This is a genomic window from Akkermansia massiliensis (assembly GCF_018847375.1).
GTDB lineage: Bacteria > Verrucomicrobiota > Verrucomicrobiia > Verrucomicrobiales > Akkermansiaceae > Akkermansia > Akkermansia massiliensis.
The window spans coordinates 120,248-142,536 of the sequence record NZ_CP072036.1 but is presented as its reverse complement, the minus strand read 5'-3'; the positions used below and the strand labels follow the sequence as shown (position 1 = coordinate 142,536).

21 protein-coding genes are annotated in these 22,289 nt (G+C 57.0%); 8 read left to right on the top strand and 13 right to left on the bottom strand.

All coding sequences use genetic code 11. The annotated features are described in order from the left end of the window. Nucleotides 1-48 precede the first annotated feature (48 nt). Nucleotides 49-1,446 (bottom strand): efflux RND transporter periplasmic adaptor subunit, encoded by a 1,398-nt coding sequence (locus tag J5W70_RS00630; RefSeq protein WP_022396972.1) that lies wholly within the window; start codon nucleotides 1,444-1,446, stop codon nucleotides 49-51. A 290-nt stretch (nucleotides 1,447-1,736) separates the two neighbouring features. On the opposite strand from J5W70_RS00630, the gene J5W70_RS00625 reads away from it, so the two are divergent. Continuing rightward, nucleotides 1,737-1,928: a hypothetical protein gene (locus J5W70_RS00625; protein WP_146020087.1), complete on the top strand. Its 192-nt coding sequence runs from the start codon at nucleotides 1,737-1,739 to the stop codon at nucleotides 1,926-1,928. Nucleotides 1,929-2,384: 456 nt separating this feature from the next. Here the strand turns inward: J5W70_RS00625 and J5W70_RS00620 are convergent, their stop codons facing one another. Genes J5W70_RS00620 through J5W70_RS00605 form a run of 4 tightly spaced genes read right to left on the bottom strand, consistent with a single transcriptional unit; the run spans nucleotide 2,385 to nucleotide 5,236 of the window. Then, nucleotides 2,385-2,795: an NUDIX domain-containing protein gene (locus J5W70_RS00620; RefSeq protein ID WP_022396974.1), complete on the bottom strand. Its 411-nt coding sequence runs from the start codon at nucleotides 2,793-2,795 to the stop codon at nucleotides 2,385-2,387. After that, on the bottom strand, nucleotides 2,792-3,298 hold the full coding sequence (locus tag J5W70_RS00615; RefSeq protein ID WP_022396975.1) for a metallophosphoesterase family protein: 507 nt from the start codon (nucleotides 3,296-3,298) through the stop codon (nucleotides 2,792-2,794). The genes J5W70_RS00620 and J5W70_RS00615 overlap by 4 nt, the downstream gene beginning before the upstream one ends. Then, on the bottom strand, nucleotides 3,295-4,272 hold the full coding sequence (locus J5W70_RS00610) for an RsmB/NOP family class I SAM-dependent RNA methyltransferase (RefSeq protein ID WP_022396976.1): 978 nt from the start codon (nucleotides 4,270-4,272) through the stop codon (nucleotides 3,295-3,297). Before J5W70_RS00610 ends, J5W70_RS00615 begins: the two co-directional genes overlap by 4 nt. Before the next feature lie 4 nt (nucleotides 4,273-4,276). Continuing rightward, a complete protein-coding gene (locus tag J5W70_RS00605) occupies nucleotides 4,277-5,236 on the bottom strand; it encodes an ROK family protein (RefSeq protein ID WP_022396977.1) in 960 nt (319 codons plus the stop codon). Between the two features lie 223 nt (nucleotides 5,237-5,459). On the opposite strand from J5W70_RS00605, the gene J5W70_RS12880 reads away from it, so the two are divergent. The 7 genes from J5W70_RS12880 (at nucleotide 5,460) to hemC (ending at nucleotide 10,399) form a co-directional block, all read left to right on the top strand. Beyond that, entirely contained in the window at nucleotides 5,460-6,284 is an 825-nt protein-coding gene (locus tag J5W70_RS12880) for a TraR/DksA family transcriptional regulator (protein ID WP_022396978.1), read from the top strand. A 33-nt stretch (nucleotides 6,285-6,317) separates the two neighbouring features. Beyond that, on the top strand, nucleotides 6,318-6,491 hold the full coding sequence (gene rpmG, locus J5W70_RS00595) for a 50S ribosomal protein L33 (protein ID WP_022396979.1): 174 nt from the start codon (nucleotides 6,318-6,320) through the stop codon (nucleotides 6,489-6,491). A gap of 33 nt (nucleotides 6,492-6,524) precedes the next feature. Continuing rightward, nucleotides 6,525-6,770 carry a 30S ribosomal protein S18 gene (rpsR, locus tag J5W70_RS00590; RefSeq protein WP_022396980.1) on the top strand — a complete coding sequence of 82 codons (246 nt, stop codon included), beginning with the start codon at nucleotides 6,525-6,527 and terminating at the stop codon, nucleotides 6,768-6,770. Nucleotides 6,771-6,877: 107 nt separating this feature from the next. After that, entirely contained in the window at nucleotides 6,878-7,672 is a 795-nt protein-coding gene (gene folE2, locus J5W70_RS00585; protein WP_102721342.1) for a GTP cyclohydrolase FolE2, read from the top strand. 21 nt (nucleotides 7,673-7,693) lie between these two features. Then, a complete protein-coding gene (ccsA, locus tag J5W70_RS00580) occupies nucleotides 7,694-8,452 on the top strand; it encodes a cytochrome c biogenesis protein CcsA (RefSeq protein ID WP_022396982.1) in 759 nt (252 codons plus the stop codon). 20 nt (nucleotides 8,453-8,472) lie between these two features. Continuing rightward, nucleotides 8,473-9,474 (top strand): glutamyl-tRNA reductase, encoded by a 1,002-nt coding sequence (gene hemA, locus J5W70_RS00575; RefSeq protein ID WP_240454337.1) that lies wholly within the window; start codon nucleotides 8,473-8,475, stop codon nucleotides 9,472-9,474. Continuing rightward, complete coding sequence (hemC, locus tag J5W70_RS00570) at nucleotides 9,464-10,399, top strand: hydroxymethylbilane synthase (RefSeq protein ID WP_180973721.1); 936 nt, start codon at nucleotides 9,464-9,466, stop codon at nucleotides 10,397-10,399. Before hemA ends, hemC begins: the two co-directional genes overlap by 11 nt. Nucleotides 10,400-10,496: 97 nt before the next feature. Here hemC and J5W70_RS00565 read toward each other — a convergent pair whose 3' ends face one another. The 8 genes from J5W70_RS00565 to mutL form a co-directional block, all read right to left on the bottom strand. Continuing rightward, nucleotides 10,497-10,655: a hypothetical protein gene (locus J5W70_RS00565; RefSeq protein ID WP_180971526.1), complete on the bottom strand. Its 159-nt coding sequence runs from the start codon at nucleotides 10,653-10,655 to the stop codon at nucleotides 10,497-10,499. A 126-nt stretch (nucleotides 10,656-10,781) separates the two neighbouring features. Further along, nucleotides 10,782-11,138, bottom strand: coding sequence for a DUF488 domain-containing protein (locus J5W70_RS00560; protein ID WP_022396987.1), 357 nt, complete (start codon nucleotides 11,136-11,138; stop codon nucleotides 10,782-10,784). Nucleotides 11,139-11,569: 431 nt separating this feature from the next. Beyond that, nucleotides 11,570-14,776 carry a type I restriction endonuclease subunit R gene (locus J5W70_RS00555; RefSeq protein WP_022396988.1) on the bottom strand — a complete coding sequence of 1,069 codons (3,207 nt, stop codon included), beginning with the start codon at nucleotides 14,774-14,776 and terminating at the stop codon, nucleotides 11,570-11,572. A gap of 17 nt (nucleotides 14,777-14,793) precedes the next feature. Continuing rightward, nucleotides 14,794-16,011: a restriction endonuclease subunit S gene (locus J5W70_RS00550; protein ID WP_022396989.1), complete on the bottom strand. Its 1,218-nt coding sequence runs from the start codon at nucleotides 16,009-16,011 to the stop codon at nucleotides 14,794-14,796. Continuing rightward, nucleotides 16,008-17,744, bottom strand: coding sequence for a type I restriction-modification system subunit M (locus J5W70_RS00545; RefSeq protein ID WP_022396990.1), 1,737 nt, complete (start codon nucleotides 17,742-17,744; stop codon nucleotides 16,008-16,010). The genes J5W70_RS00550 and J5W70_RS00545 overlap by 4 nt, the downstream gene beginning before the upstream one ends. Beyond that, nucleotides 17,734-17,835 (bottom strand): helix-turn-helix domain-containing protein, encoded by a 102-nt coding sequence (locus J5W70_RS12925; RefSeq protein WP_343123156.1) that lies wholly within the window; start codon nucleotides 17,833-17,835, stop codon nucleotides 17,734-17,736. Before J5W70_RS12925 ends, J5W70_RS00545 begins: the two co-directional genes overlap by 11 nt. Nucleotides 17,836-17,964: 129 nt before the next feature. Continuing rightward, nucleotides 17,965-19,917, bottom strand: coding sequence for an O-antigen ligase family protein (locus J5W70_RS00535; protein ID WP_022396991.1), 1,953 nt, complete (start codon nucleotides 19,915-19,917; stop codon nucleotides 17,965-17,967). Nucleotides 19,918-20,344: 427 nt separating this feature from the next. Continuing rightward, entirely contained in the window at nucleotides 20,345-22,252 is a 1,908-nt protein-coding gene (gene mutL, locus J5W70_RS00530; RefSeq protein WP_022396992.1) for a DNA mismatch repair endonuclease MutL, read from the bottom strand. Nucleotides 22,253-22,289 lie beyond the last annotated feature (37 nt).

Below are 22,289 nucleotides of genomic sequence, written 5' to 3'. Positions count from 1 at the left end.
GCGGTAAAAAGGAATGGTTGAGCGGGTGGATGGAGGCGTTTCCCCGGATCAGGGAGGCGGGGGCGGGCCGCCGTTGCCGGAGGCGGAGGGAGCCTTCGTGTTGCCCGTGCTCGGCTTGCGGCGCGGCGGCATCTTGGGCGCGAACGGATTTTCCCCGCCGGCGGAGGCGGAAGCTCCGTCCTCCGAGTTGCCGGAGCGGTTCAGTATCTGCGCCGTGGAGACGATTTCCATGCCTTCCCGGAGCGTTTCTCCCGTGATGGCCGTCAGCATGCCGTTGCTTTCCCCCCTGGTGACCAGGTGGGGGTAAAGAAGATTGTCCCGCAGTTCCCAGACCACGGCTTTTTTCTTCTGGCCGTTTTGGGCGGGAGCGGCCAGTTCCGGCTGCATCCGTTCAAAGGCCGCCTTCTGCTCGGCGCTGACCAATTCCGTTTCCGGACGGAAGCGGAGCGCGGCGTTGGAGACGAGGAAGGCGTCCCGGATGTCCTCCACCACGAATTGAACGTTTGCCGTCAGGTAGGGGATGAGGAGCTTGTCCGGGTTGGGCACGTCAATGTCCACGATGTAGGTGACCACGTTGGAGGTCATGGTGGCGTCCAGACGTATCTTGTCCACTGTTCCCTTGAATTTGCGGCCGGAGAAGGCGTCCACGGTGAACAGGACTTCCTGCCCCTTGCGGATGCTGCCGATGTCCGCCTCATTCACGGCGGCCCAGATTTTCAGCTTGGAAAGGTCCGTGGCAATGTAAAACAGGCTGGAGGCGCTCATGCTGGAAACCACCGTCTGGCCTATGTTGACCAGGCGCTTGACCACCACGCCGTCCACCGGGGACTGGATGGTGGTGTATTCCAGGTTGCGCATTTCCTTCTTAAGCGCGGCTTCCGCCTGTTTCAGGGAGGCTTCCGCTTCCTGCAGGGAGGCTTCCGCCACGGCCACGTTGGCGCGTGCGGTCTCTTCATCCGCAATGTACTGGTCGTAGCTGGACTTGGAAAGGGCATCCCCTGGCCCCAGCTTTTCCGCGCGTTCGCGGTCCAGCCTGGCTTGCTGGTGCTTGGCCTTGGCCTGCTGGATGTCCGCCTTGGCGCGGGCGATTCCGGCGATGGCCTGCGCCTTGGAAGCTTCCGCACGCTGAACGTCCAGCTGCACGGGCAGCTTGTCAATTTCCGCGAGCATCTGGCCCGCCTTCACCGGGCTGGAATAATCCACCACCTTGCCGTCCAGATCCTTGCCGAACTCCATGATGATGCCGCTGACCTGGGCGCCCACGTCCACCAGTTCATCAGGTTCCGTGACGCCGGTCGCGTCAATGGTGATCATCAGGTCCCCCTTCTCAAGAGGCTCTGTCTGGTAGTCCACCTGGATCGCTTCGTTCCCCTTCCACTGTTCCCAGGCGAACCAGATGCCTCCGAGAACGGCAATGACGATGATGAGTTTGATGAATCCCTTCACGACTATAATATACTTCGCAATAATGAAAAAGTTGCACAGATGTTAAAAACTTTTTCGCAACAGGGCGTGATCCTACCATGATTTCCGGAAATGTCTAAGGGTTTATTTTGTTCGTTAACAGTTGTTATTTATAAACTAACAATATTACATTATCGTAATGGGCTGTCCCTTTTTTACGGATTTGTAAGAATATGGAGGAAGGCCGTTTCCGGAATGGCCCCAGGAATGAATTGATAACCATCGTGTTTCATCCATGGGTAAAAATTGGCACGCTTCTTGCTGGATACAAGATGAAGGATCGCACGATCCGGAAACAACCAATCAACCATATGTACAAGAACGATTTATTTGACCTGATGTTCAGGCTGCTTCATTCCTTCTGCCGCTCCTCCCGGCCGCCCCGGAAGGAGAAGGAGCGGGAGCGGAAGGCCCGGAAATATTTGAAGGCCATGGTGGCGAACGCGCGCATGCGTTCCTTTTAAGCGCGCGTGCGCTTTCTGCCAGGAAATGCCGTGGGGCGCAGAGGTGCGGGAAAAAGCAATAAAAGCAGCCGTGCCGGAATGCTTTGATTCCGGTGCGGATTCAAGAGGGGGCCATCGGGAAAACAGGCCCCGGCGGGGTTCCCGGCTGCAAGGGAAAGAGAAAGACACCGCTGCACCGTCTCTGGCTGTGAGCCACGTTCCCGTGCCTCAATAGAGCGGGGACTTCCGCCGCTGTTTTGACTTTTCCGGTATAGGACGTAGTCAGCCCTGCGTCGGGGCTGCCCCCATTAGGTTGTAATATCGGTTCGGGCCACTTTGCCAGGTAATGACGAGTGCAGCAGCCACCACCTTATATACCCCAGAAGGGGGAATGATCCAAGGTGTTTTTGGAATCTTTTCAGACATGCGCAGGCAATCCTCCGCGGAGTGGTTGAAGCTGAACGGGCTGCCGTTTTGTCAGCGGTTTTCTTCCATCCACTGCCTTAAAACGGGGAGGTCTGCGGGAGCCCAGGGCAGTTTTTCCAGCATGCGGCCGGAGAAGAAGCCCAGGCTTTCGTGTTCCAGGGGCCGGGGCAGGGCGCAGGGCTCCAGACGGCACAGGAAGGGGATGAGGCGGATGATGCGCTCCCGTTCCCGGTGCCGGACGGGGGTGAGCATGCGGACGGGATGGACGGCGCATCCCAGTTCCTCCCGTATTTCCCGGATGATGGCGTCCCGGGCGTTCTCTCCGGGTTCCACCTTTCCGCCGGGGAATTCATAAAGAAGCCCGTTGGACTGCCCCGCTTTCTTTTTTGCCCCCAGGAGAAGGGTTCCTTGTGCGGAGGGCAGTTCAATCAGGGCGCAGCAGACGTCCAGGATGTTCATCATGCGTTGAAATCCAGAGAATGCAGGTTCATGATGCGGGAATCCGTGTCCAGAATGCCGAAGCCGATGCGGCCGGTCCTGCCCTGGAGTTCCCCCGGATTGGCCAGCAGGCACCCGCGGTACATTTCCCGCACGGCCTGGTGGGTGTGGCCGTACAGGGCGGCGTCCACACTGCCGCTGCGCGCTTCCTGCATGGCGTATTTGGGATAGTGGGAGAGGGAGAACTTCATGCCGTACCTGGTGAGCAGGACGTGTTCCGGGTGCAGGCGCGCCGCCGGGGAGCAGGCGGCCAGTTGGCGCATGATGGCAAGCTCGTAGTCGTTGTTGCCCGGAACGGCGTCCAGAGGGAGGCCCCCCGTCAGTTCAATCAGGCGCTGGAAGCTCTCCGGGGTGGTGCAGTCGCCCAGGAACATGAAATGTCCGCAGTCCAGCAGGCGCATCTGGCGCATCGCAAGCTCCAGGTGGTCCGTGCGGTCGTGCATGTCGGAAAAAACGCCTATCTTCATGGTGTTGGTCGGTTCATGGCATGGATGGGCCAGGCCTTCAATTCGTCCGGCAGGGGAGGCAGGGGCGCATGCTCTCCCTCCCGGCGCAGCAGGCAGGTAAAGCCGCCTGCGCCCGCGCCGTGAAAAGGCATGAGCCGGTAGCAGGCCTCCTGAGTCAGGGCGGAACGGAAAGGCTCCAGCTCCGGCACGGCTGCGGTTCGCAGGTCCGGACAGCGTTTCAGCAGGTACAGGACGTTCCGTTCGTTCTCCTCCGGGGCGTAAGTGCATGTGGTGTACAGCAGATAGCCTCCGGGCGTCAGGCACTGGAGGGCCGCCAGCAGAATGCCCCGCTGCCGCTTGGCGTTGCCCCCGGTGACGGAGGGGTTGAAGCAGCCGGGGTTGGGAATGCCCTTGGCCAGCAGGGATTGACCGCTGCACGGGGCGTCCGCCAGAATGAGGTCAAAGCAGCCCGGGGCCAGCTCCGCCCACTGGTCCGGGCGCAGACGCTGGGTATATACGCCGGTGAAGCCGCAGCGCAGCAGGTTGTGGCGCAGGATGCCCAGGCGCTTCGGGTGCACCTCGTTGGAGACGTGCTCCCGCGGGGCGATCCGCGTCTGGGCCAGAATGCTTTTCCCGCCGGGAGCCGCGCACATGTCCAGGCAGCGTTCTGGCCGGAACGGCAGATGCGCCAGCGGAGCCGTCTCCCAGACGGAAGAGAGGTCCAGGGGATAGTAATAGCCGCGTTCGTAGTCCGGCAGGGAGCCGGGTCTGGCCTCCGCCTCTCCAGCCGAGATCGCCAGGATGGAAGGGTGGCCCCAGTCCCGCGGCGTTTCCTCCGCCGGCAGGGGCGGCAGGTAGCCTTCCGGAGCTTTCGGGGTGATGACCAGCGCGCTTCTGGAACGGTCCCCTGCCTGCATGGCGTCCAGAAAATCCTGCTCCTGTTCCGCTGTCAGCTCCAGCTTGCGGGTGAGCCTCAGTATTTGGGAGGTGGACACGAGATCAGGCCCGGAACGTTTCGCCGAAATGGGTGTTGAGCGCCAGATGGGCGGACCCCAGGATACCCGCCTCCGTGCCGAACTGGGCGGGGAGGATTTCAAGATGCTCCACCAGCGGAGCGGCAAGCTGGGTCTTCATGATCTCCTGAAGGGGCTGGAAGAGCAGGGTCTTGGCCTTGGCCACGCCGCCGCCGATGATGATGGCCTCCGGGTTCAGGAGGTAGCAGCAGTTCATCAGCGCGCAGGAGAGCTTTACGGCCAGGTCGCGCCAGACCTGCGCGGCTACTTCATCCCCCGCCAGCGCGGCCCGTTCCAGGGCGATGGGGTTGCAGTCCACAATGGCCTTGTCAACGCCGTGGCTGGCGTACAGGGTGCGGGCGTCCGCCGCTATTTCCCGGTTGCCCACGTAATCCTCCAGGGAACCGCGGTTGCCGTAATGGCCCAGCCGCCCCCGGTAGTCGATGCTGGTCTGGCCCAGTTCCCCGGCGGAGCAGGTGGCCCCGCGCAGGAGCTCCCCGTTCACGATGAGTCCGCTGCCCACGCCGGTGCCCAGGGTCAGGCAGACCAGGTGCCTTTTCCCCTTTCCGGCTCCCAGCTTCCACTCCGCGTAGGCCATGCAGTTGGCGTCGTTCTCCACGTACACGGGCAGTCCGCAGGCGGCCTGGAGCATGTCCCTTACCGGAACGTTGTTCCAGCCGGGCACGTTGGTGAGCGTATAAACGGTGCCCTGGTAAAAATTGACGAAGCCGGGCATCCCCATGCCGATGGCCTGCACTTCCGGATGGTTCAGCCGCAGCATGTTCACGAACTGGGCGATGGCTTCAATCAGTTGGTCGGGATTGCCGTATTCCTGGGTGGCGATGGAAGGCGCGTGCGCGATCACTTCCGTGCCTTTGACGACCCCCAGCTTGATGGAGGTGCCCCCGAAGTCAATGCCGATGGAGGGAATGGTTGAAGCTGTCATATGGTACCAATATAGAATTTTGCCGGGCGTTGAAAAGGTTAAAAGAAGTATGCTTCCGTTAAAAAAACGGCAGGCGGGGCAGCGGGAAAAATGACTTGTTTCATAGCTGAATTTTCTTGAATGAACATTTGAGCGCTTGTAGTGTCTCATAGTCTAGTCAGTTGGGCGGTTTCGCCCGCTGTTCGTGAAACATCGTCAACCTCAGCCCATAGAGACACCTCCTATGCCTACTCCCAAGAAAACCGATAGCAAGACCGTCGCCAAGGAAGCTCCGGCCCCCAAGAAAAAGACCTGCGGGAAGTCCGCCTGCAAGACCGCTGTAGAGCAGGAGGCGCCCGCCAGGAAAAAGTGCTGCAGGAAAAAGGCCGCTGAACCGGAAAAAGCCGCCAAGCCCGCCAAAAAGGCCGCTGCCCCCGCGGCTGCTGTGGAAAAGAAGACGGAACCGAAAACGGCCCGGAAGGCCCCGGCCAGAAAAACCGCTTCCTCCCCCGCCGCCCCGGCTCCCGCTGCCGCAAAGAATGAATTGACGGATGAGCAGACGGAAGCCATCGCCGCCGCCAAGGCTGAACTGGCCGCCAATCCGGAATGGGAACCCTTTGTGCAGATGCAGCGCCAGCACCTGATGGACCTGCGCGACAGGGCCCTGGACAACATGAGCGGCGTGGCCCGCGACACCCTCCGGAACCATCCGGAAGGCAGTGAAGCCTCCGGCTCCGGGGAACACCAGGCGGATGCCGGGAGCGACGCCTATGACCGCGACTTTGCGCTCAGCCTGCTTTCCAAGGAACAGGACGGCCTGTATGAGATTGAACAGGCGCTCGCCCGCATTGACAACGGAACGTACGGCATCTGTGAAATGTCATACAAGGTCATTCCCATCTTGCGGCTGGAGGCCATTCCTTTCGCGCGGCTCACGGTGGAATGCCAGGCCCAGTGGGAAAAGGAAAAAGGGCAGAACGCCCGGTTCCGCCCCAGAGTGGCCCTGGGCTTTGCGGGAGGACAAAATGATGTAGATTTATCTGTTTCTCTTGACGATGACGAAGAATAGTGTATAAATCCTCCCCCGTAACACATTTTCATCATGCCAAGAGACATCATCATCCTCGAATGCACCGAGGCTAAAGCCGAAGGAAAGCCTACGTCCCGCTACGTCACCACGCGCAACAAGAAGAGCCTGCGTACCCCCGGCCGCCTGGAAAAGGTTAAGTACAATCCTTTCCTGAAGCGCCGCACGCTTCATCGTGAAATGCGTTAACCGCGGTCCAGCTCATCGATTATCTTTATTACTATGTCCACTGAACCCAAGACTGTAGAACGTCGTATTCGTTTCCGCACGTGCAATCGCCAGATGCCGCGCCGCCGTCTCGACATCCCGATGGATCAGGTCGATCTGCTCAACCCCGATTTCCTGTCCAAGTTCACCTCTGAAACCGGCAAGATTCTTCCCCGCCGCGTGACCGGGCTGTCCGCCAAGATGCACCGCAAGGTGACCCGTGAAATCAAGCGGGCCCGTTCCATCAACCTTCTGCCGTAACAAGCCCCAAGGAAATCTCTTTCGGTAGAAATTGTCTTTGCAGGCGGGAGTTTGTCCGGTAACAGGGCAGACTCCCGCTTTATTTCCAGCCAACATCCTCCTTCCGCATGCAGGAACTGAAAGATACCCAGTCCGAGACGGATACGCGCAATATCTCCATTGACCGGGTGGGCGTCAAGGGGCTGCGCTTTCCCATCCAGATCCAGGACAAGCTCAACCGCATCCAGTCCACCGTGGCGACGGTTTCCCTGGCGGTGGACCTGCCGGAGGAATTCAAGGGCACGCACATGAGCCGCTTTGTGGAGGCCCTGCACCAGCACGGCCCCCTGCTGGACGTGCATACGGCCCTGGCCATTCCCCGGGAACTGCTCCGCCGCCTGTCCGCGCGCCGCTCCCATGTGGAAATGGAGTTTCCGTTCTTCCGCGCCAAAAACGCCCCCGTAACCGGAATTGAAGGGCTCATGGACTACGTGGTCCGGTTTGAGATGGAGGCGGAAGCGGACAACAAGCTGGCGGACTTCAAGCTGACGGTGGTCGTCCCGGTGACGACGCTCTGCCCCTGTTCCAAGGCCATGAGCGCCTATGGGGCCCACAACCAGCGCGGGCTGGTCACCTACTCCGTGCGCTTCGCCTCCCGGCCCGTCTGGATTGAAGACCTGATTGACCTGGTGGAATCCTGCGCCAGCTGTTCCCTGTACAGCGTGCTGAAAAGGCCTGATGAAAAATGGGTGACGGAAAAGGCTTATGAAAACCCCGTCTTTGTGGAAGACTTGGTGCGCAACGTGGCGCTGAAAACGCAGAGCCACTCCGCTTTCAGCTGGTACCGGGTGGAGGCGGAAAACTTTGAATCCATCCACAACCACCAGGCGTATGCCGTCATTGAACGGGACCTGCGTTCCTGAGCTGCTTTCCGTACAGGACTTATGAACGACAACTGGTGGGCCATTGCATCTCTCGTCCTGTCCCTGGCTTTTACGGGGCTTGGCTGGCGCCTGCTGGCCTCCGGCCGCCGGTTTTTATACGCCCACCTCTGGATGGCGTGCCTCTTTGCGCTCCAGACGGGGGCGCTTTGCGTCAAGGCGTACCAGACGGGGATGTGCCCCATCCGCGGCGCGTCGGAGGTGCTCTTCTTCCTCTCCTGGACCATCAACCTCTTTTATCTTCTTCTGGGGCGCGCCTACCGCATGTCCGTGCTGGGCATCTTCACCGCTCCGGCCATTGCCGTGCTGACGGCGCTTTCCCTGCTGATCGGCCTGTACGGCGCGGATGTGCAGGGCACGCATGACTTCTGGGTGACGGCGCACGTGGGCGTAGCCATGATGTCCTACGGAGCCGGAGGCCTGGCCGCCGCTGCGGGCGTGGCGTTCTGCATGCAGAACGAATGCCTCAAAAGGCGGCAGATACCCGGCACCTGCCGTCTTCTGCCCCCTATCCGCACGCTGGAAGCCAGCATGAAGCGCCTGGTTCTGGTGGCGTTCCTCCTGCTTCTGGCCGGGGAATGGCTCGGCTGGCAGAGGCATCTCCCCATCAACGGGGCCAAAACCTCCATCGTCATTCTGCTGACGCTGGGCTATAGCATTCTGCTGTGGTTCATCTACCGCCGCGGCATGCCGGGGCGCGCCCTGGCCTACTGCTGTGTGGCCCTCTTTATTGCATCCATGAGCATTTTCCTGGTAAGCTGATGAGAATGGTTTGTTTAGGCTTGAATCACCGGACCGCTCCCGTGGAAATACGGGAGCGCTTTGCCGTGCCGTCCCACAGGCTCCAGGAGGAGGGGCGGCGCATCCGCTCCCTGCCGGACGTGGACCAGTGCGTGGTGCTTTCCACCTGCAACCGCATGGAAATCTACTACTGGTCTGACAGGCCGGAAAGCGCGCAGGAACACATCCTGTCCCACTTCCTGGGAGCGGGCCGCGGGAACGTGGACATGGCCTCCCACTTTTACAGCCATCTGGGGGCGGATGCCCTGGAGCACCTGTGCCGCGTCCTGAGCGGGCTGGACTCCATGGTGCTGGGGGAAACGGAAATCTTCGGGCAGGTGAAGACGGCCTACCAGATGGCGCTGGACGCCGGAGTGACCGCGGCCTGCGCCAACAAGACCTTCCAGAAAGCCTTCACCATCGGCAAGAGGGTGCGGACGGACAGCCAGATTCACGCCGGAGCCACCTCCGTGGGGTCCGTGGCCGTGGAGCTGGCGGAACAAATCTTCGGCGACCTTTCCGGCACCCGCGTCCTCATCCTGGGAGCCGGGGAGATGAGCCGCGTCACGGGCCGCGCCCTGCACGCCCGCGGGGCGGAGGGCATCTATGTAGCCAACCGTTCCTTTGACCGGGCGGTGGAACTGGCGGGCATGATCGGCGGCCAGGCCATCCGGTACGACGTGTGGGGGGACTACCTCAGGGACATTGACGTGGTGGTGGCCGCCACCGCCGCCCCCCACTGCATCATCACCCGGGAGACGCTGCTGCCGCTGCGCGCGCCCCGCAAGTACCGCTCCCTCTTCCTGATTGACATCTCCGTGCCGCGCAACATCTCTCCGGACGTGGCGGATATTGACGAGGTGTACCTCTACGATATCGACACCCTCACCCAGCTGGCGGATGAAGCCAAGCGCAGCCGGGAGCAGGAAGTCTCCCGGTGCGAGGCCATCATCCAGGACAACATCTCCAAATACTTTCCGGACTCCGCGCTTTATGACCAGTAAAAACACCCTTATCATCGGCACCCGCGGGAGCGCCCTGGCGCTGGCCCAGGCGGACATGGTCCGGGCCGCCCTCTCCCTCCGTTATCCGGAACTGGACGTGCGCCGGGAAATCATCCATACCACCGGGGACCGCCGCACGGACGTGCCGCTGGCGGACGTGGCCCGCGTTTCCGGCATCGTGGACAAGGGAATCTTCATCAAGGAACTGGAAACCGCCCTCCTGGAAGGCCGCATTGACGTGGCGGTGCACAGCCTCAAGGACGTGCCCAGCGAGCTGGCCCCCGGTTTCACGCTGGCCGCCGTGCTGCCCCGCGCCGCCGTAGAAGACGTGCTCATTACGAGGGAGCCGGACTGGAACGGCTCCGGCACGCTGGCTACCGGAAGCGTGCGCCGCCGCCTGATGGCGCGCACGTACTGGGGTTCCGGCCTCCGGTTTGAAGACCTGCGGGGCAACGTGCCCACGCGCCTGGCGAAGCTGGCGGAGCATCCCGGCTGGGACGCCGTAATTCTGGCCAGGGCCGGACTGGAACGCCTGGGGCTGTATGCGCCGGAAACCCTCGTGGAGGGGAGGAAGCTCTACATGCGCCCCCTGCCGGTGGAAGCCTTCATTCCCGCCGTGGGGCAGGGCATCGTGGGCATGGAATGCCGCTCTTCCGACCGGGAGACGATGGAAATGCTGGCAGGAGTCAGCGATCCGGAAGCCTTCGCCTGCGCTCTGGCGGAACGCGCCTTCCTGGTGCGCCTGGGAGCGAGCTGTTCCACGCCCGTGGGCGTTTACGCCCGTTTGGAAGGGCATGAACTGGTCCTGCGTGCGGCGTACTACGCGCCAGGCAGGGAAGAACCTTTTGCCGTGGTGGTCCGCGGGGACCGGAAGGAGCCCGGGGTCCTCGGCCTTCGTGCGTTTGAAGAATTGGACCTGCGCTGACGGGGTGCGCTCTTCCGCTTTTTCCGGAGCGGACAGGGATAAAAAAAGGTTCCGGACCAAGTCCGGAACCTGAATTAAGCAGAGAGCTCACGGGGAATTAATGTTTTTCCTTGGAGCTTGAGCCTTTATCGCTCATAAACTGCCCGGTTGAAGCATCGCGCTTGACGCGCTGCCCGGTTTTGTTCGTGGTGGTTTCGGAGCGCTTCTTGGAAGAACCGCCTTTGTGATTTCCACCCATGTGGGAACTACTTGCCATGTTGTTTCACCTCCTTTCCATTTTCTTCGCCTGTTCATGAACGAGAGAAGAAATCCGGCCATATCATAGGTCCCTGTGACAGCATTTGGGCCTGTAAACGGCGCTTGTTCAAAAATGCGCGCCTGCTTATGAAGAAGACCGCTGCATAAGATAATCCCTCAGGGCCGCCGCTTCATTGTGCTCCGTATTTCTGGCGGAGTACAGCAATGTAAGCTTCCCTTTCCGCGCGAGCTGGAGCAGATGGGAAACGGCCTCCTTGTTCCCGTCCAGTTCCTCGTCATACTTCCGGCGGAAGGCGTCCCATTTGGCCGGATCATGCGCAAACCACTGGCGGAGCGCCGTGGACGGAGCCACATTTTTCAGCCATTCATCCCAGGAAGCCTTTTCCTTGGAAATCCCGCGGGGCCAGAGACGGTCCACCAGCACGCGGTAGCCGTCTCCGGTTTCCTTCGGGTCATAAATTCGTTTGATGGTTATATTCATACGAAAAAAATCTGATGAAGGAATAGAGCGGGCAACGCTTGCTTTTGTTGAGCTGCGTCGGGACATGCGCCGCCCGATGCCGTGAATGGAAACGGCCCGGGGAGGGGGAAAACGGAAAAAAAACGGCCCCGTTCCGGAGACGGAACGGGGCCGGGAGGCATGTAGCTGAAGACGCTTAAAATTCCAGCATAACGCCTGTACGGCCTTGTTGTGCCAACTGTCGGCTTTTCATCTTTCTGGCTGCAGTACGCTCTGTGTTCCGTGGATGAATAAGCTGACGCGGAATCCGGTAAAAAAGAAACCGGATAAAGGGAGTTGCGGTTAGGGATTAGCGCAAAAAACTGATTTTTAACCGATTTTTTTCGGGCGGCAACAGAAGTAAAGACCACGCCAAAGGATAAAACCTTGAGTGTGGACTTTTTCTGTTTGTACTATGCAGCAATCCATCCATAGCCTTGGATTGCCATATCTATAAAGTGATTGAGCAAAAGGTTGGTTTTGGCATCAAAGGAATCCTTGTCATAGCTATCCGGCAAATCCTCATTCAAGGCATACTCAATGGCGGATTTCACCTTCATTCTTGGTTGGTCATCCTTGTACCAGTCCACAACGAGCAATTCGGTTTTCTCCTCTGTCAGTTTCTTGAACAGATTTTTCGCAGCCAGTTTGACTTTTTGCTCCTCTTCCTGTGTCAGTTTTTTACCACGGACGAGCAGGTCATAAACTTCCAGTTCCTCTTCGGACAGGCCTTCCGCCTTGGGGCGCTCCTGCTCCTTCTGCATTTCCTCAAGCAGTTTTACAAGCTGCTCGTAATAATCCTCATTTTCCGAGCCACCTGCGTTATAACGGTCAATAATGCCCTTAAACCGCTGTGAAAACTTCTGACGGGTACAGTTCCGGCTGATCATCTTCTGCAAAGCCGTTTCTATGAATGCCTTGAGGTCATCAATTTCCACTGCTTTATAAACGGCTTTCTTGATTTCTGCCCGCAGTTCATCCACATTGATTTTGGAGAGGTCAATCACCTTCGTGCCGTGGATGGCATATTCCCTCTGCTTGTCCTCCGCCGTAGCAGAGGTAACGCTGCTGTCAAGGACGGTAGCCATGCGATTTCTGGCACGTTGGATTTTCTCATCATCAATCTTGTTATGCAGCAGGCCGTGGATATAGGCAAGGGGTGAGAATTTCTCATTATCCCAATGGCGCTCAAAGATTTCCGGCTTGGATGCTTCGTATAGGTTAATCATCTTATTTGTGATAACCTTAAATTTATCCTTGCTTTCGTCATTTGCGACCACTGTATCGTATGCACTGCGGAAGGCATCAAGTTTATCGAATGTACTGCTTTCCCCAAGAATGCTGTCCAGGGACACGCCAAGCGTCTGCAAAAATGCATCTCCCTCATTAATGCAGGAGTTGAGCAGATCAATCAGTTCATCCACATTTTTCGCTGGCATAAGAGTTTCATCATCGGGAACGGCATAATCGGAAAGTGCCTTTTTCATGTACTTAAACACATTCACATAGTCCACAATGATGCCGCAAGGCTTGTTGGGATACACGCGATTGGCTCTTGCGATAGCCTGCATAAGCGTGTGGGATTTCATCGGCTTGTCCAGATAAAGGGTAGAAAGGTTTTTGACATCAAAGCCTGTGAGCCACATCGCACACACGAAAACGAGCTGCAATTTGTCATTCGGCTCTTTGAATCTATCCTCGATATCCTTTCCGTCAACGGTGATTGCATTCATTTTTGCCCGATGAGTCGTGATGTCTAGGCCCTTGGAGGCAAACTTCTTCACTTCATCCGCCTCTTCGGAAATAATGACTGCCATCTCCACATGATTCATATAATCAAGGATAGCGGTCAGCCTGGCACGATCATCCTTGGTTTTGGCGGCATTACGCTCAGCAATGATGGTTTTCTTTTCCTCTGCCCAATAATGCTGCACCTTGTTATACATGGTGACAGCGGTGTATTTATCAACAGACACCACCATACCTTTTCCAAGGAAACCACGCCGTGGGAAATGATGGGCAATATCCCTGGCAATCTTCTCCAATCGATCATCACGCTTGATAACCTCCAAAATGCGGGATGCAGAATTTTCAAGGAGCCGCGCCTCATCATCATTGAGGTTTTCCTCCTCGATAATATCTACCACATCATCGTCAAGGAAATCATTGGTCAGACCTACTTCCGGCACACGGCGGCTGTAGAACAACGGCACCGTAGAGCCGTCCTCTACGGATTGGGCGAAGTTATACTCGGAAACATAATCGCCAAACCACTGGTTGGTCAGTCTCTTGGAGCCTAACAGCGGTGTGCCTGTGAATGCGATGAAGTTTGCATTCGGCAGGGCGGCTCGCATATTTTCAGCCAAATCCTTGTACTGTGTGCGGTGAGCCTCATCCACCATCACAAAAATATCGTTGCGTGTGGACAGCACAGGGTACTTCTTGGTTTTGTCATAACGGAATTTATGAATAAGCGTGAACACAAATTCCTTGTTCTTCTGCAGGAAATCACGGAGCTGCTCACCATTTTTCGGCTGGCACTCATCGTTGTTGCCGATAACCTCTGTGCGCACAAAATTCTTGTGAATCTGCGTATCCAGGTCATCTCGGTCGGTAATCACCAGGAATGTGAAATTGCCTGTGATTTTGCGTTTCACCTTACGGGCAAACATCACCATAGAATAGGATTTGCCGCTGCCCTGGGTATGCCAGAATACACCCAACTTACCCTTGAGTTCCTCTTTCCGTTCCACAGCACAGACGAGGTTATTGACACCCAGGTACTGGTGGTTTTTAGCGATAATCTTGTACTTGCGGTTATCGAACAGCACGAAATTTTCAATATAATCGACAAGTCGCTCCTTTTTAAGGAGGCCGTCAATAAAATACACGATGGACACACCGCTGTCGCGGATTCCGGCGCGGTCGGGCTTTTCTTTTTCGCTGTCCACCTTCAGCCATTCAAAGAAATAATCATAGGTGGCATTGAAGGCACCGAGCCGTGTTTCAAGACCATTGGACAGGACGCAGATCTGGTTGAAAGCAAACAAATTAGGAATATCCTTGATGTAGTCCTGCAAATTTTTGTTATAGGCCTCTTCTACCTTCACCACGCTGTTTTTCAGCTCGATGAACACCAGGGGCAGACCATTGACGAAAATCAGCACATCGGGCCTGCGCCAATATAGTTTACCCCGTATCCACATCTGCGACACTGCCGTGAAGGTGTTATTGGTGGGTGTGTCAAAATCCACCAGTTTTACGAAATCGAAGTCATCCCTGCCGTTGCGGCGCACCTTGACCTTAATTTGATTGCGGATTTTATTATATAAATCATAGTTGGTGGCCACCATGTCCGTGCCTGTGAAATCACGGGTCAGCGTTTTCACCACATCGTCAATGATGCTTTCGGGGATGTGGGGATTAATCTTGACAAGAGAGGCCTTCAAAATGCACGGCAAAACACACTCCTTTTTCGAGGAGCGTCCCGTGCCGTCATCGAGGTTCTCACGCTTGCTTGGGTCGGCATCGCACTTGACAATGTCATACCCAAAGTCAGGGTGGGAAAGTCTGTCTAAAACGGCTATCTCAATATCATCTTCAGTAATATATTTTGCCATTTTATCACCTCCCGTATTTACACTTCTAACTTACCACTCATGAGGCGGGGTAGGAGCATATCCCGCTGTTTGGTAAGGTTAGCATTTTTGTCTTTCAATAATTTGATTTGCTCGTATATCGGCTCAACTTTATCGCAGTATGCTTGGATGGTGTCATCATCAGGGATAATAGTACACAGACGATTGATATTCTTCGGATACACATGGGGCTGTGCTGCACCCACCTGCATATTGCTGATTACCGGCTGCAAGAACTTCAGTGCGTTATAAATAAACCACAGTTTTTTATCGTCCTGACAGTATGAGCAATCTGCTGCCCAAATATCAGACAGATGGTATTTTAAGTATCCGGCATTTGCGCCGGAGGCACTGATTGTGAGAGATTTTCCTGTAACATTATTAGCATTGTGATAACCGGAAGGCTCTAAGCCAGCAGAAATCACAGGAATATCTCCCTCAACCATTTCAGCAGCCGTGATATTCTTACCACGCACAAAAGTGCCGATTTCGGAAAATTTCCCATAATGCCAACCTTCGGGGCAGACCATTTCTGTGGCCTTTGATGCAACCACCCATCCACGAGGGAATTGCTCTTTCAAGGAATAATTCTCATGACCAGGAAAACGGAAATGGACAAACCACTCTTCATAAAGCTTTTCAGCCATCTTCTCCAATAGCTTGATGCGTTTGTTGTTGATATGAATCAATTCATCATATTTAGATAGCACAGCGGCTATCTTTTTCTGAATGCCTATTTCCGGAAATGTCCACTTGATGCTTTTAATATCTGTTGGACTTACATTAACTTGATTTGCCCCACCGTATGCTCTGTTGGCAATGTCATACTTTATAGCCTTCGTAGAAAAGAGATAATATAAATAATCCTTGTCAACTGAGGCAAATGGGATAACTTTTCCTGCGCGTTGGTTTAGAAGATAAAGCCTGTCTGTATAATTCCGACAACTTCTTCCGACCATAGAATTCGGTTGGTTAATGTGGCTACCCGTAAGGGAAACTAAAATATCACCTTTTTCGATTCGGTATTTTGGGTCGAGCTTTTCGAAAAAAACATCATCGACATATTGTGTTTGTTCATCAAGTATTACATCACATCCGTTGCTTATGTTTCCGATTTTGATAACAGGAATTCCCTCATCTTGCCAATCAGAACTTTTGAATGCATACCCAGAAATGACTTTGCAATATGTACCTAATTTTGCATAATCCATATTCATACCCCCAACAACTCGTTCAAATTATTGGAAATGGAATTTTCCAGTTCACGAGCCTCCGCATTGAGTGCTCCTAAGGCCTCGTTGAGGGACAGCATTTCTGCCTTGAATTCCTCTGCGGTCAAACCATCATCCTCAATAACCACGCCCACATAGCGACCTGCGTTGAGGGAATAGTCCTGATCCACGATGCCGTCCTCGCCGTTCAGCTTGGCAACCTTACAAAGACCGATGACATCGCGGTACACGCCCTCGGGGAAACGCTCGGTAAGCCAATCGATTTGAGCCTGCCAGTATGCCTTGGTCTTTTCTTCCTTGTCCTCGGAGGTTTCCGGAGCAACGGCAAGGGCAGTTTTATATTCTGCAATCAAATCTGCGAAAGCCTGTGTATCACCCTCGTACAAATGGGAAATGATGCCCAGGTTCTTAATCTGCTCTTCGCTGAATTTACGATGGGCTCGGTCAATCTGCATGAACACATTTCTGGCATCGATAAAGAGGATTTCGTCTTTTTTATCTGTGTGCGCCTTTGCCTTGTCAAAGAACCACAAGGTAGCCGGGAGCGTCACCGAAGAGAACATATTGGAGGGCAGCGTCACCATTTGGCTGATGATGCCTTCCTCAATCATCTTCTTGCGGATATCGTATTCGCTGTTTCCGGCATCGGAGGCGGAGTTTGCCATAACGAGAGCAGCCTTGCCATTGTCCTTCAATGCCGATGCAAAATAGGAAATCCACAAATAGTTGGCATTGGGTACAGTTTCTTTTTTGTCACTTGCCTTTTTCGCTGTTTTGGATTTGTTCTTCGGAATGCCGTAGGTGTTGAAACGGGCATCATCCTTTACACGCTCATACACCACCTCATCTACATTGAAAGGCGGATTTGCCATGACATAGTCGAATCTGCCAACGGCATCATAAGGGTCGGCATAGAAGGAGTTCGCCTCGGCGATTTCACCACGCACATTGTTCAGCAGCAGATTCATTTTTGCCAGCTTAACGGTGTCCGGCTCTTTTTCCACGCCGTAGCAACGGAATTTCATATCCGCGTCGCTGGCATTGTGGTTGTGCATATACCGAGCTGCCTGGACAAACATACCTCCAGAACCGCAGGCGGGGTCGAGGAACATTTTATCACCGGAAGTCGGCTGCAACACCTCCACCATATATCGAACAACCGTGGCGGGGGTATAGAAGGTGCCGCCGTCCTTACCTTCCTGCAAGGCGAAATTGCCCAAGAAGTATTCGTAAATTTCTCCGAAAAGGTCAATGCTGATATTTTCGGGGATGTCCTTGAAGACGCGGACGATTTTGGAGAGCAGATCCGGCTCTTCCTCCGGCACAAGCTGTCCATACACTTCCTTGGGCAGAACTCCGTCCATTTTATCGTTGTTTTCCTCGATGGCGGTCATCGCCTTTTTCACAAGGGTGGCTTTGTTGGCATCATCGGGAGCGTCGTTGATAGCATCGTAATATGCCTCCGGCGGCAGATAGAAACCACAAACCTCGATGGAAATCTCTTTCATGGATTTTTCCATTCGAGTGCCTTTCCGCTTATTATATTTTTCCTCAATTTCCTCCTTGTACTGCTTGTAAAGGATGTCAGCATAACGCAGGAAAATCAAACCAAGGATAGGCTGTCCGTATTTATTGGCAGCCAGGTGTGCGCCCGCACGAAGTATATCCGCGGAATGCCAGAGATCATCCTTCAGCTTCTTCAATTCTTTATCGGTCATGTTGTGTTGCCTCCTCCGGCATAAATTCTAATATATCGTTTGGTGTGCAGTTCATGGCATAGCAAATGCGTTCCGCTTGTTCAAGCGCCATGTACTGTTCATTTTTTGTCTTGGCAATAATGTTTGCAGAGATGGTTGCCGGCGCATCTGTTCAGCATGGGATGCATCCTGTTCAATCATCAAACGCTGCAATCTTTGATGGTTGGCCGCCAAAAAAATACTATTTCCGCCAGGAGGGGTCGGGCACCGCTCCGCGGGCCTGGAGCGTCATGATGAGCATCTTGAGCTCGCTGAGGCGCAGGTCGTGTTCCTTCCTGACCTGGGGATTCAGAGAGCCGTGAAACAGCCATTGATCCGTCTGGGCGGACATCAGGCGCTGGGCCGTCAGCGCCATGGACAGGGCCTGCCCCGGAGACTGGGCCGCAATGGCCGCGCTCCAGGAATACAGCATATTACTGTAAATGGTGGTCCAGGCGAACATGCGGTCGTCAAACCTGCCGGGACTCTCCACATAGGGGCGCAGCAGCCTCTCCGCCTCCGCAAGGCGCCCCTGGCGGATGTAAAGCAGGCTTTTGGCCGCTGCCAGGCCGTGATTGCCGGGACTCCGCAATTCCGCCTCTTCCTCCTGCCGTTCCAGTTCCTTGAGCCGCGCCTCGTCTGGAGCGGCAGGACTGCCCACGGCATGCAGGATGCTGCGCCGCACCAGGTCCGGGTCCAGGCTGCTGGAAGCGGCCTCTTCCAGCATGGGAAGCCGTTCGTTGGAGGAAACCGGAACGGCCCGGAGGGAGGCCTTCCAGACCGGGAAAGCCCGGAACGCGTAGCACAGGGCCAGCGCCGCCAGCAGCAGCGCGGCAGAGGCCTGGAACCAGCGTCCGGCGCGCCGGGAGGCCTTCACCCGGGAAAGGGAGGCGGTGCAAGTGATGCCGCAGCACAGGGCGCTGGCGCCCAGCAATGCCGGATTGTGCCAGATGAACTCCCCATAGGCATGGAAGGCGGCGATGCACAGCACGCAGAAGGCAGCCGGCCCCAGGGGATTGGCGCGCTGGTGTTCCCCCGCCAGCTTGAGCACGCTCCGGAACCCGGAAAAGAGGAACAGGACCAGCAGGGCCAGCATCAGCCCCAGCCCGGCATAACCGTAGTCGCAGGCGGCCTGCGCGTACTCATGGTGGGCGAAATTGGGGAGGCTGGCCCCGGCAAAAAACTCCGTGGAAAGGTTGGTGAACATCCGGCTGCCGTGGCCGAACCATGGGGCCTGGTCCGCCAGCGCCCACGCCAGTTTGGACAGGTCCAGACGGCTCCCGAAGGAGAACGTATCCAGCAGGGAGGCCAGCTTTCCGGCTCCGTTGGCCAGGTCCAGCACGGCATAAGCCGCTCCCAGGAAGAGAAGCAGGATGAACAAGATGGCCGCCGTATAAAATTTCCTGTTATTGCGGAAAACGCTGGAGGTATAAATGAAAAAGCACAGGGTGACGCCAGCCAGCGCATTCGGAAAGGCGGCGCGGGAACTGCAGGTGAAGGAAACGAGAACGAGCGCCAGCCCCGTGAACAGGCTGATGCCCCATTTCCTGGCGGAAGCCATGCTGTACGCGCAGAGGAAAAATCCCGTGACGGACAGGAAATGAGCGGAAAAATTCTTGTACCCGAAGAGCCCGATGTTGCGCAGCTCCGTTCCGAACAGGGAATAATCCGGCCTGAACCAGGAGGCCTCCGTACCCGTCATGTTCTGGTACCCCCACAGCAGGGCGTTCAGCAATCCCAGCGCCGCCGCCAGCACGGGAAGAACGCTCCTTTCCCCATTCCCGGCTCCGGCATACGCCCCCGCCATGAACATGGCCATGGCCGTGACGATGAGGCCCAGGTCCGCCACTCCCTCATAGTAAAACCAGGGTGAAAACCACGCCCGCAGGAGGAAATAGCCGCCTCCCAGCCCCAGCGCCAGCCATCCCGGCAGCCCGGGGCTGGGAATCTTGTACCCCCGGAGGATGCAGAAGCAGAACAGCAGAAGGGCCGCCGCCAGAAGGCAGGCGGGAAGAAAAAGGGTGTGCCACTCCCCACCTGCCGCCGCCGTCGCCAGAAGGGCGTAAAAAAGGGCCAGCAGGGCCATCAGGGCTTTTCCGGCGGCGGTTTCAGCAATGCGTGGTGCGGAAGGCTTGCTGGGGGCGGGGTCTGGCATGGCTGGGAACGGGCTGGATGACGACAGGGAAGGTAACATTATAAACGCGGGACCCCCCCTTGCCAAGAGCAAGCTTCCGTACAGGACGGGATGGATGCGGCGGCCCGCGCGTTAAAACCGGATGGGCCGGAAAAGGGGGAGGAAAGGGAGATAAAAGGAATGGAGTGAAAAACGGCTTTCATGGAAGGATGGCATTTACCTCCTGTTTTGAAAGAAGGCTTTCAGGAAGCGCCGCATGCTTCTGAATGAATGCACGGACAAAGGCCGCACTTTCAAAAACCGTATTCCTTCATTCTCTTGAACATTCCTTCGCTGGCTCCCGGTTTCCTTTCGGCCGCGGCAAAGGCCTGCTGCTCTTCTGCGCGGCCTTCCATTTCAAATGTGGAGCTGAAAGACCAGGTATCCGGCCTTCCGCTTTCCCGGCCCGTTACGCCTGGATGCCGAATTTGCGTTTGATCTCCGGAATGGAATAATTCACCAGCGTGGGCTTGCCGCCCGGGGTGCAGTACGGCACTTCGCAGGCCAGCAGTTCTTTCAGGATGGCCGGGGCGCGGTGCGGGGAAATACGTTCCTTCCAGGCGGATTTCCTGGCGATTTCCCCGATGAAGGTCTCATAAGCCATGCGTTTGGCGTTCCGGCTGAATTCGGACTGGGTGAGGCGGTCCACCAGCTCCAGCAGGAAGGCGCGGGCGTTCTCCAGTTCCAGCAGGGCGGGCAGGGATTCTATCCTGATCGTGTTCTGGCCGAAGGGCGTGACGGTCATTCCGGCCTGGTCAAAGTGGGGTGCGAACTGCTGGATAACGGCAAAATCCCGCGGGTCCAGGTCCAGTATCACCGGGTCCAGAAGCTGCTGGGACGGCATGGGCGCTTCCCGGTGCGCCCGCAGCCGTTCAAAGATGATGCGTTCCCGCGCGGCCCTGGGATGCATCAGCACCAGGCCCTCCGGCGTTTCAAACAGGGCGAATTGCTGGTGGAGGGTTCCCATATAGGTGAACCCGGCGGTGGCGTCCCTCTCCGGAGCGGCCTTTCCGCAGGCGTCCCTTGCGCCGCCGCCCTCCGCCTGATGCTGGAAATCCAGTTTCCCCTGGGTGGCGGGAACCTGCTTCAGGGGAATGGGGCGCAGGGGGGGAAGAGGAACAGCCTCCCGTGATTGCCTGCTGGGGGCGGGGGAAGAAAGGGAAGGGAGTTTGGAGGAAGGAGCGGGGGCCGTGCGGGGTTTTGCCGGAGGGAAGGCCTGGGAATTGTCCGCCCGGGAGGGTGTTTCCCCATGCGGCGCGGCGGAAGGCGGTTCCGGAGGGCCGCCGTCCGTCTCCGGCACGGCGGCGGAAGCGTGAATTTCCTGCCGGGCGTGTTTTTGGAGGGTGTTGGCAATCGCCTCCACAATGGTATTAACCACGTCCGCGGAACGGCGGAACCTCACCTCCTTCTTGGCTGGGTGCACGTTGACGTCCACCAGCGCGGGCTCCACCTCCATGTACAGGAAGAGCGCCGGATGCAGCCCGGTGGGAAAACCGCCGTAGCCGTCCCGGATGGCCCGGTTGATGAGCTGGTCCTCCACGGGGCGGGTGTTCATGAAGACGTACTGCCCCTTTCTGGTGCGCCTGGCCTCGGAAAGCGGGAGCAGGAAGCCCGTGACGGAAATGCCGGGCCCGATGGTCGTTTCTATCGGAATCAGGGCTGCCGCCGTAGCCGCATCCGTCAGCGCGGAGATGCGGACGCGCAGGTCCGCCGTGGCCGGAAGGTCGAAGACGAGCTGGTCGTCCCGCTTGTAGGTAAAGCGCACCTGGGGATAGGCCAGGGCATGCAGGCGTATCTGGTGCTCCACATGGGAAGCTTCCGTCTCCGCGGATTTCAGGAACTTGCGGCGTGCCGGGGTATTGTAAAACAGGTCGGAGACCTCAATGGCGGTGCCGGGGGAGACGCCGGAACTTCTCGGCTCGTGCTCCAGCCCGCCGTCGATGCGTACTTCCCAGCCCTCCAGCGCCTGCTGCTGCCTGGTGCAGAGCTTGAAGCGGGAGACGCTGGCAATGCTGGGAATGGCCTCTCCGCGGAAGCCTAGGTGAGTGATTTCAAACAGGTCCTCCAGGGAGGAAAGCTTGCTGGTGGCGTGCCGCTTGGCGCACAGGCACGCGTCTTCCCGGGACATGCCGCAGCCGTCGTCCGTCACCTTGATCAGGCCCACGCCTCCGCGGCGTATCTCCACCCGCACGGATCTGGCTCCGGCGTCCAGGCTGTTTTCCACCAGCTCCTTCACGACGGAGGCGGGGCGTTCCACCACCTCGCCCGCCGCCACCTGGCTGGCAAGAGTGGGGGACATGACGTGGATGGAGGGCATGGCGGTGACGGATTGGGAAGGGAAATAAAGGAAAAAG

Excerpts from the sequence above, each read along its gene's own strand:
- J5W70_RS00625 (WP_146020087.1), top strand. The coding sequence starts at position 1,737 with ATGAAGGATCGCACGATCCGGAAACAACCAATCAACCATATGTACAAG.
- J5W70_RS00620 (WP_022396974.1), bottom strand. The coding sequence starts at position 2,795 with ATGATGAACATCCTGGACGTCTGCTGCGCCCTGATTGAACTGCCCTCC.
- J5W70_RS00615 (WP_022396975.1), bottom strand. The coding sequence starts at position 3,298 with ATGAAGATAGGCGTTTTTTCCGACATGCACGACCGCACGGACCACCTG.
- J5W70_RS00605 (WP_022396977.1), bottom strand. The coding sequence starts at position 5,236 with ATGACAGCTTCAACCATTCCCTCCATCGGCATTGACTTCGGGGGCACC.
- J5W70_RS12880 (WP_022396978.1), top strand. The coding sequence starts at position 5,460 with ATGCCTACTCCCAAGAAAACCGATAGCAAGACCGTCGCCAAGGAAGCT.
- rpmG (WP_022396979.1), top strand. The coding sequence starts at position 6,318 with ATGCCAAGAGACATCATCATCCTCGAATGCACCGAGGCTAAAGCCGAA.
- rpsR (WP_022396980.1), top strand. The coding sequence starts at position 6,525 with ATGTCCACTGAACCCAAGACTGTAGAACGTCGTATTCGTTTCCGCACG.
- folE2 (WP_102721342.1), top strand. The coding sequence starts at position 6,878 with ATGCAGGAACTGAAAGATACCCAGTCCGAGACGGATACGCGCAATATC.
- ccsA (WP_022396982.1), top strand. The coding sequence starts at position 7,694 with ATGAACGACAACTGGTGGGCCATTGCATCTCTCGTCCTGTCCCTGGCT.
- hemC (WP_180973721.1), top strand. The coding sequence starts at position 9,464 with ATGACCAGTAAAAACACCCTTATCATCGGCACCCGCGGGAGCGCCCTG.
- J5W70_RS00565 (WP_180971526.1), bottom strand. The coding sequence starts at position 10,655 with ATGGCAAGTAGTTCCCACATGGGTGGAAATCACAAAGGCGGTTCTTCC.
- J5W70_RS00560 (WP_022396987.1), bottom strand. The coding sequence starts at position 11,138 with ATGAATATAACCATCAAACGAATTTATGACCCGAAGGAAACCGGAGAC.
- J5W70_RS00555 (WP_022396988.1), bottom strand. The coding sequence starts at position 14,776 with ATGGCAAAATATATTACTGAAGATGATATTGAGATAGCCGTTTTAGAC.
- J5W70_RS00550 (WP_022396989.1), bottom strand. The coding sequence starts at position 16,011 with ATGAATATGGATTATGCAAAATTAGGTACATATTGCAAAGTCATTTCT.
- J5W70_RS00545 (WP_022396990.1), bottom strand. The coding sequence starts at position 17,744 with ATGACCGATAAAGAATTGAAGAAGCTGAAGGATGATCTCTGGCATTCC.
- J5W70_RS12925 (WP_343123156.1), bottom strand. The coding sequence starts at position 17,835 with ATGGCGCTTGAACAAGCGGAACGCATTTGCTATGCCATGAACTGCACA.
- J5W70_RS00535 (WP_022396991.1), bottom strand. The coding sequence starts at position 19,917 with ATGCCAGACCCCGCCCCCAGCAAGCCTTCCGCACCACGCATTGCTGAA.
- mutL (WP_022396992.1), bottom strand. The coding sequence starts at position 22,252 with ATGCCCTCCATCCACGTCATGTCCCCCACTCTTGCCAGCCAGGTGGCG.